This is a genomic window from Streptomyces sp. CB03238 (assembly GCF_002099185.1).
Classification (GTDB): domain Bacteria; phylum Actinomycetota; class Actinomycetes; order Streptomycetales; family Streptomycetaceae; genus Streptomyces.
In genome coordinates, this window is record NZ_NBCN01000054.1 from 1 (window position 1) to 8512 (window position 8512).

Below are 8512 nucleotides of genomic sequence, written 5' to 3' on the forward strand. Positions count from 1 at the left end.
AGGGGACGCGGGCACCCCGATCCGGATCGGCGTCAACGCGGGCTCCCTCGACAAGCGGCTGCTGGAGAAGTACGGCAAGGCCACCCCGGAGGCGCTGGTGGAGTCCGCGCTGTGGGAGGCCTCCCTCTTCGAGGAGTACGGCTTCCGGGACATCAAGATCTCGGTCAAGCACAACGACCCGGTCGTGATGATCGCGGCGTACCGGCAGCTCGCCGCGGCGTGCGACTACCCGCTGCACCTCGGCGTCACCGAAGCAGGCCCCGCCTTCCAGGGCACCATCAAGTCGGCCGTCGCCTTCGGTGCCCTGCTCAGCGAGGGCATCGGCGACACGATCCGCGTCTCCCTCTCGGCCCCCCCGGCCGAGGAGGTCAAGGTCGGCATCCAGATCCTGGAGTCCCTCAACCTCCGCCAGCGGCGCCTGGAGATCGTCTCCTGCCCCTCGTGCGGCCGCGCCCAGGTCGACGTCTACAAGCTGGCCGACCAGGTCAGCGCCGGCCTCGACGGCCTGGAGGTGCCGCTGCGCGTCGCGGTCATGGGCTGTGTCGTCAACGGCCCCGGCGAGGCCCGCGAGGCGGACCTGGGGGTCGCTTCCGGCAACGGCAAGGGCCAGATCTTCGTCAAGGGCGAGATCATCAAGACCGTGCCCGAATCCAAGATCGTGGAGACCCTCATCGAAGAGGCGATGAAGATCGCCGAGCAGATGGAGAAGGACGGCGTCATGTCCGGAGAGCCCGCCGTCACCGTGAGCTGACCGCAGCAGAGAGGGGCCCGAGCGTGACGATTCTCGAGACCATCCGGGGGCCGCGCGACCTCAAGGCGCTTGACAGCGCGAAGCTCGACGAACTGGCCGAGGAGATCCGGCAGTTCCTGGTCCATGCCGTGGCGCGGACCGGGGGCCACCTCGGCCCCAACCTGGGCGTCGTGGAACTCACCATCGCCCTGCACCGGGTCTTCGACTCGCCCGTCGACCGCGTCCTGTGGGACACCGGCCACCAGAGCTACGTACACAAACTGCTCACCGGCCGGCAGGACTTCTCCAAGCTGCGCGGCAAGGGCGGCCTGTCCGGCTACCCCTCCCGTGAGGAGTCCGAGCACGACGTCATCGAGAACTCCCACGCCTCCACCGTGCTGGGCTGGGCCGACGGTCTCGCCAAGGCACGCGACCTGCGTGGCCGGACCGACCACGTCGTCGCCGTCATCGGCGACGGCGCGCTCACCGGCGGCATGGCGTGGGAGGCGCTCAACAACATCGCCGCCGCCAAGGACCGGCCGCTGATCATCGTCGTCAACGACAACGAGCGCTCCTACGCACCGACGATCGGCGGCCTCGCCGGCCACCTCTCCACCCTCCGTACCACCGACGGCTACGAACGCTTCCTGGCCTGGGGCAAGGACGTCCTGCGCCACACGCCCGTCATCGGGCCGCCGCTGTACGGGTCGCTGCACGGTGCCAAGAAGGGGTTCAAGGACTTCATCGCCCCCCAGGGCATGTTCGAGGACCTCGGCCTGAAGTACGTCGGCCCCATCGACGGGCACGACATCGCGGCCGTCGAGTCGGCGCTGCGCCGCGCCAAGCGGTTCCACGGCCCCGTCCTCGTCCACTGCCTGACCCAGAAGGGCCACGGTTACGGGCCCGCCCTGGAGGACGAGGCCGACCGGTTCCACGCCGTCGGGGCCATGGACCCGCTGACCTGCGAGCCGCTCACGCCCGCCGCAGGCCCGTCCTGGACGTCCGTGTTCGGCGACGCGATCGCCGAGATCGGCGCCGAACGGCCGGACGTCGTCGCCCTCACCGCCGCGATGCTGCACCCGGTGGGGCTGACGAAGTTCGCCGAACGGTTCCCCGACCGGGTGTGGGACGTCGGCATCGCCGAGCAGCACGCCGCCGTCTGCGCGGCCGGGCTCGCGACCGGCGGCCTGCACCCGGTCGTCGCCGTCTACGCCACCTTCCTCAACCGCGCCTTCGACCAGCTGCTGATGGACGTCGCCCTGCACAGGTGCGGCGTCACCTTCGTCCTGGACCGGGCGGGCGTCACCGGCGTGGACGGGCCTTCGCACAACGGCATGTGGGACCTGTCCGTGCTCCAGGTCGTGCCCGGGCTGCGGATCGCCGCCCCGCGCGACGCCGAGCAACTGCGCGCACAACTGCGCGAGGCGGTGGACGTGGCCGACGCGCCCACCGTGCTGCGCTTCCCGAAGGAGCCGGTGGGGCCCTCCCTGCCCGCCACCGGACGGATCGGCGGCATGGACGTCCTGCACCGGGCGGACGACCCGGACGTGCTGCTGGTGGCCGTCGGCGTCATGGCGCCCGTGTGCCTCGGGGCGGCCGAGCTGCTGGCCGGGCGCGGCATCCGCTGCACCGTCGTCGACCCGCGCTGGGTCAAGCCCCTCGACGAGCAGCTCGCCCCGCTGGCCGCAGGGCACCGGCTGGTCGCCGTCGTCGAGGACAACAGCCGCAGCGGGGGAGTGGGCTGGGCGGTCGGGCAGGCGCTGCGCGACGCCGGGGCCGACGTACCGCTGCGGACCTTCGGCATCCCGGAGCAGTTCCTGGCACACGCCAAGCGCGGCGAGGTGCTGGCCGACATCGGGCTCACCCCGGTCGAGATCGCGGGACGGATCAGCGGAGCGCTGGCACGCACGTCGGCACGCAAGGAGAACGACGCATGAGCAAGAAGTTCGATCTGACGGCGCTGCTCGCCGACCGGGGCGCCGAGGGCTACGACCTGCACGCCCGTCACCTCAACCCCCAGCTGTCGCGCATGCTCCATACGATCGGCTTCGACAAGGTCTACGAGCGCGCCGAGGGCGCCTACTTCTGGGACTCCGACGGCAACGACTACCTCGACATGCTCGCCGGCTTCGGCGTCATGGGGCTGGGCCGGCACCACCCCGTCGTACGCAAGGCCCTCCACGACGTCCTCGACGCGGAGCTGCCCGACCTCACCCGCTTCGACTGCCCGCCCCTGCCGGGCCTGCTCGCCGAGAAGCTGCTGACGTACTCGCCGCACCTGGAGCGGGTGTTCTTCTCCAACAGCGGAACGGAGGCGGTGGAGACCGCGCTGAAGTTCGCCCGGTACACCACCGGCCGGCCGCGCGTCCTGTACTGCGCGCACGCCTTCCACGGGCTGACCACCGGCTCGCTCTCGGTCAACGGGGAGAGCTGCTTCCGCGACGGCTTCGACCCGCTGCTGCCGGACACCGCCATCGAGCTGGGCGACCTGTCCGCGCTGGAGCGGGAGCTGAAGCGGGGCGACGTGGCCGCCCTCATCGTCGAGCCCATCCAGGGCAAGGGTGTGCACGAGACCCCGCCCGGGTTCCTGCGCGCCGCCCAGGACCTGCTCCGCAAGCACAAGGCGCTCCTCATCGCCGACGAGGTGCAGACCGGCCTCGGCCGGACCGGCACCTTCTACGGCTACCAGCACGAGGACGGTGTCGAGCCGGACCTGGTGTGCGTCGCCAAGGCGCTGTCCGGGGGCTATGTGCCGGTCGGCGCCACCCTCGGCACGGACGAGATCTTCAAGAAGGTGTACTCGTCGATGGACCGGGTGCTCGTCCACTCGGCCAGCTTCGGGGCGAATGCCCAGGCGATGGCGGCGGGGCTGGCGGTGCTGTCCGTCCTCGAGGACGAGGAGATCGTGGCGAACGCCCGGCGGACCGGAGAGCTGCTGAAGTCACGGCTCGCCGCGCTCGTCGACCGCTACGAGATGCTGTACGAGGTGCGCGGCCGCGGCCTGATGATCGGGATCGAGTTCGGCCGCCCGTCCTCGCTCGGGCTGCGCAGCCGCTGGACCATGCTTCAGGCGGCCCGCAAGGGCCTGTTCGCCCAGATGGTCGTGGTCCCGCTGCTGCAGCGGCACCGGATCCTCACCCAGGTCTCCGGCGACCGGCTCGAGGTGATCAAGCTGATCCCGCCACTGATCATCGGCGAGCGGGAGGTCGATCGGTTCGTCGAGGCGTTCACCACCGTCATGGACGAGGCGCACAGCGGTGGCGGCCTGATCTGGGACTTCGGCAGGACGCTGGTGAAGCAGGCCATCGCCAACCGCTGACTTCTGGCGGAAGGGAGGCATGACCACTTCCTCCGCGGCCGGGCGGTCCGCGGCCGGGCCGTCGCGCGGCCGGGCCGTCCCACGCGTCGTCCGCCGCGCTGCCGGACGTCACGCCCCAGCGGCGGGCGCTGCGGCGGGGGCCGCACCCTGGGGCCGCCGCACAGCGCGCCGGGCTGTCCCCGGCGCACCTGTCACGGCTGGAGACCGGCCGCCGGATCCGTCGCTGCACGATGCTGCTCGGGTTCGCCCGCGTCTACGGTACGGCCGCTTCCGCTCTTCGAGCGCGGCGCCGGACAGGCGATCAGCGCGCTCGTCTCAGCCCTCGTCGAGAAGGCGCTCGCGCAGCCGCTCCCGGGTCTCGGGGCTGAGCTTCAGCCCCTCGGTCAGGTAGCGGTCGGTCGAGCCCCAGGTCTCCTCGATGGTCGAGAACGCCGCCGCCAGGTACTCGATGCGGGCGTCGAACAGCGGGCTGAGCAGCTCCATGACCTCCGGCGACATACCGGCCGGGGAGCTGTCGCTGCGGCGTACCTTGTAGCGGCGGCGCGGGTCGTTGGACTTGAGGTAGTCCTCCTCGATCGCCTCGCGCTCGACGCCGACGGCCAGCAGGGACACCGCTATGGACAGCCCGGCCCGGTCCTTGCCGGCCGCGCAGTGCATCAGGGCCGGGACGCTGTCCTCGGCGAGCGCGTGGAGGACCCGGCTGTGCTCGGCGGTGCGCTCCTTGATGATCATGCGGTACGAGGCCGTCATCCGGGCCGCCGCCTGGCCGTCCGCCAGGATCGAGCGCAGCTGGTCGATGTCGCCGTCGCGGACCATGATCCAGAACTCGGCGCCGTCGGCCGGGTCGGAGAGCGGGATGTTCACGTTCCGTACGCCGGGCAGGTCGACGTCCGGGCCTTCGAGCTTCTGGTCGGCGGCGTTGCGGAAGTCGAAGATCGTGTGCAGCCCGAGACCCGCGAGGAAGGCCGCGTCCTCGCCGGTGGCGTGCGCGAGGTGGCCGCTGCGGTAGAGCCTGCCCTGGCGCACGCGCCGGCCGTCCACGGTCGGAAGCCCGCCGACGTCACGGAAGTTGCGCACTCCGGTCAGCTCGGGCTCGATCGACGGGACCTGCGGCAGCTGCTGCGTCACGGGGGCTCCTGACGTGTGTGTGGTCGGCGCCGGCGGCCGACGATTGTCGCGTTCCGACGATACGACATGGGTTCGTCGGGCACGACGGGGGGATCTGTCCTACTACGCCATGGTTTGGCTGCCCGGCTGTGAAGGCGGTGGGATTGAGAAGTCTCGTCAAGGAATGACACTTCTGTCCGTATTAGGGCATTAGATATAACGTGCCCTGGTCGCAAGGGAGATGGGCAGGACCACGTGAGCAGCGTCATAACCGTGACCGTCCGTGGCGGGGCGCCCTTCATGAATTCCGTGCACACAAAGGGAATACATGATCCGTAATCCACGGAGGGTGACCGGAATTCCGGCGCGGCCGCATCGCTCGGAATGCCGGGGAGAAAGCAGCGGCTTGTTCACGTCGAGCCGCCTCGCTTACGGTCACGGCAATCCGGCCGGACCGCCGAATCCTGCCGCCGGTCGGAATTCCCACCCACCCACGCGTGGCAGGAGCGGGGGACCCAGGTAGTACGCCGACCCCGGAATTCCGGGACCGGCTCGGGGTGAAGTCGCGTCCACGGCGCGGCCGGACAACTCCAGTCCGAACCCGACAGCTCACCTCGCAGGCGCCGGAGAGGAATTCGCCATGCCCGCGAAGGGTAAGCACCGCCGTCCCAAGTCCAGCTCCATTACGCGTGGTTTCGTCGCCGCCGGTACCGGTGGCGCAGCCATCGCCCTCCCGCTGCTCGGCGCCACCGGCGCGCACGCCGCGGAGAAGGCCGCCCCGGCCGCCGCTCCGCAGCAGGCCGTCGCCGCCGCGGCCACCGCCGCCAAGGCCGCCCCCGCAGCCCCGGCGAAGAAGGCCGCGCCGCGCACGTACACCGTGGTCGCCGGCGACTACCTCTCCAAGATCGCCCGCAACAAGAACGTCAAGGGCGGCTGGCAGAAGCTGTACCAGGACAACCGCCAGGTCATCGGCGAGGACCCGTCGCTGATCCTCCCGGGCATGAAGCTCACGCTCGGCGTCAAGTCCACGGCGGCTCCGGCGAAGGCCGCCCCGGCCAAGCCGAAGGCCGACGAGACCCGCACCGAGAGCCGCGCCTCGCGCTCCGCCGCCAAGGCCGAGGCCCCGGCGGCCTCGGGCTTCACCGCCCCGGTCTCCGCCGGTGTCACCACCCCCTACCGTGCCTCCGGCTCGATGTGGTCCTCCGGCTACCACACCGGTGTCGACTTCGCCGCCTCCTCCGGCACCAGCGTCAAGGCCGTCGGCGCGGGCACCGTCGTGTCGGCCGGCTGGAGCGGCGCGTACGGCAACGAGGTCGTCATCCAGCACGCCGACGGCACCTACTCGCAGTACGCCCACCTCTCCTCGCTGACCGTCTCCTCCGGTCAGACCGTGAGCGGCGGCCAGGAGATCGGCCTGTCCGGCTCCACCGGCAACTCCAGTGGCCCGCACCTCCACTTCGAGATCCGCACCAGCCCCAGCTACGGCTCGGACATCGACCCGCTGGCGTACCTCCGCCAGCACGGCGTCTCCATCTGACGACGGCTCTGAGCGAGAGCACTCCGCCCGGCACCGCCTCCCGGTGCCGGGCGGAGCCGTATTCCGGGCTTGGGTGAATCTTGACCGGTGGTAAAAATCACTCCCCGTCAACCCCTCCTTACGGTCGCGTAGGTCACATCACCGGGTGAATGATGTGCTCCCGTGGCAGACGATTCGAGATTCAGAGACAGTGACGTATTCGGGTCGTACGCGGCGATCGGTGACAGCTTCACCGAGGGCGTCGGAGACCCTGGGCCCGACGGAACGTTCGCCGGCTGGGCGGACCGCCTCGCGGTGCTGCTCGCCGACCGGCTCCCGGAACCCGAGGAGTTCCGGTACGCCAACCTCGCCGTGCGCGGGCGGCTCCTCGACCAGATCGTGGAGGAGCAGGTGCCGCGGGCCAAGGAACTCGCCCCCGACCTGGTGACCTTCTGCGCGGGCGGCAATGACATCATCCGGCCGGGCAGCGACCCGGACGACGTCGCCGAGCGCTTCGAACGAGCGGTCGCCGACCTGACGTCCGCGGTCGGCACGGTCCTGGTGACGACCGGGTTCGACACCCGCACCGTGCCGGTGCTGCGCCGGCTGCGCGGCAAGATCGCCACGTACAACGGGCACGTCCGCGCCGTCGCGGACCGCTACGGCTGCCCCGTCCTGGACCTGTGGTCCCTCAAGACCGTCCAGGACAGGCGGGCCTGGGACGCCGACCGGCTGCACCTGTCGCCCGAGGGTCACACCCGCGTCGCCCTCCGGGCCGGTCAGGTCCTGGGCGTCGACGTCCCCGCCGACCCGGACCAGCCCTGGCCGCCCCTTCCGCCGCGCGGCCCCCTCGAACTCCGCCGCGACGACATCCAGTGGGCGCGCGAGTACCTGGTCCCGTGGATCGGCCGCCGCCTGCGCGGCGAATCCTCCGGCGACCACGTCTCGGCCAAGCGCCCGGACCTGCTCCCGCTGTAGGTAACGGGGGACTTGGGCGCCTCCTTGAACGGGGGCTCCCTGGGGCGGGCCTTCCGGCGCCGGGCTCCTGGGCGGGCCTTCCGGACCCGCGCCCTGGCACGGGCGCCGGGCCATCAGGCGCCGGGCGGACCAGACGTGCCGGACGCGCCCGGTGCGCTGGGCGTGTCGCGCGCGTTCGACGTGCCGGGGGCGACGGGCGGGACCGCCGGGTGGCCGAGTTCGCGAGTGAGGGCTTCGTCCGCCCAGGCCAGCATGGCGGCGCGGGAGAAGGCCGCCGCGTACGCGGTCATCTGCACGGCCAGGCCGTCCAGGAACGCGGTCAGCCGCCAGGCCGCCGCCTCGGGGTCCTCGCAGCGGAACTCGCCCGCCGCCGCGCCTTCCGCGAGCACCTCGGTCAACGCCGCCTTCCACTGCCGGTCGAGGTCCTGGGCCACATCCCGCAGCGCGGGTTCGCGCAGAGCCGCGGCCCAGCCCTCGATCCACAGGCGCCATCCCTTGGCCCGGCCGGTCGGCGCGTACCAGTGGACGGCCGCCCGCAGCCGGCGGGCCGCCGTCGTCCGGCGGCCCAGCAGGCGGCGGAGGTGCGCGAGGTCGCCCTCGGCGGCGTACGCGAAGGCCGCCGCCACCAGCTTCTCCTTGGTCGAGAAGTGGTACAGGACGAGTGCGTTGCTCACGCCCAGCGCCGACGCCACGTCGGCGATCCGCACGGCCGCCACACCGCGCGCCTCGATCTGCGCGACGGCGGCCCGCAGCAGCTCCTCCCGCCGCTCCGCCACGCTCAACCGCACTCTGCCCACGCCGCCACCCTAGGTGTGCTGTCTGGAGAGGTTGGTGCCGCGGCTGGCAGGTGTTTGGCCGCCGA

7 protein-coding genes, 1 pseudogene and 1 riboswitch are annotated in these 8512 nt (G+C 71.6%); of the genes and pseudogenes, 6 read left to right on the forward strand and 2 right to left on the reverse strand.

Annotated elements, in window-relative coordinates; genetic code table 11:
- From ispG to BKD26_RS41895, 4 genes and pseudogenes are all read left to right on the forward strand, one after another.
- On the forward strand, positions 1-751 hold a 751-nt coding region (gene ispG, locus BKD26_RS38780), incomplete at its 5' end, for a flavodoxin-dependent (E)-4-hydroxy-3-methylbut-2-enyl-diphosphate synthase (protein ID WP_107418146.1).
- Positions 752-774: 23 nt separating this feature from the next.
- The gene (dxs, locus tag BKD26_RS38785; RefSeq protein WP_084907978.1) at positions 775-2667 is read left to right on the forward strand and encodes a 1-deoxy-D-xylulose-5-phosphate synthase; all 1893 of its coding nucleotides are present in this window, start codon (positions 775-777) and stop codon (positions 2665-2667) included.
- Positions 2664-4049: an aspartate aminotransferase family protein gene (locus BKD26_RS38790; RefSeq protein WP_084907980.1), complete on the forward strand. Its 1386-nt coding sequence runs from the start codon at positions 2664-2666 to the stop codon at positions 4047-4049. Before dxs ends, BKD26_RS38790 begins: the two co-directional genes overlap by 4 nt.
- Positions 4050-4147: 98 nt before the next feature.
- A pseudogene (locus tag BKD26_RS41895) lies at positions 4148-4327 on the forward strand (helix-turn-helix transcriptional regulator); the annotation flags it as partial.
- Positions 4328-4364: 37 nt separating this feature from the next.
- On the opposite strand, the gene BKD26_RS38800 reads toward BKD26_RS41895, so the two are convergent.
- Positions 4365-5177 (reverse strand): tyrosine-protein phosphatase, encoded by an 813-nt coding sequence (locus BKD26_RS38800; RefSeq protein WP_084907982.1) that lies wholly within the window; start codon positions 5175-5177, stop codon positions 4365-4367.
- Between the two features lie 457 nt (positions 5178-5634).
- A riboswitch (cyclic di-AMP (ydaO/yuaA leader) is annotated at positions 5635-5792 on the forward strand.
- 4 nt (positions 5793-5796) lie between these two features.
- On the opposite strand from BKD26_RS38800, the gene BKD26_RS38805 reads away from it, so the two are divergent.
- Both BKD26_RS38805 and BKD26_RS38810 read left to right on the forward strand, forming a co-directional pair.
- A complete protein-coding gene (locus BKD26_RS38805) occupies positions 5797-6693 on the forward strand; it encodes a LysM peptidoglycan-binding domain-containing M23 family metallopeptidase (RefSeq protein WP_084907983.1) in 897 nt (298 codons plus the stop codon).
- A 162-nt stretch (positions 6694-6855) separates the two neighbouring features.
- Entirely contained in the window at positions 6856-7650 is a 795-nt protein-coding gene (locus BKD26_RS38810; RefSeq protein WP_084907985.1) for an SGNH/GDSL hydrolase family protein, read from the forward strand.
- Positions 7651-7763: 113 nt separating this feature from the next.
- Here BKD26_RS38810 and BKD26_RS38815 read toward each other — a convergent pair whose 3' ends face one another.
- A complete protein-coding gene (locus BKD26_RS38815; RefSeq protein ID WP_084907987.1) occupies positions 7764-8447 on the reverse strand; it encodes a TetR family transcriptional regulator C-terminal domain-containing protein in 684 nt (227 codons plus the stop codon).
- Positions 8448-8512: the final 65 nt, after the last annotated feature.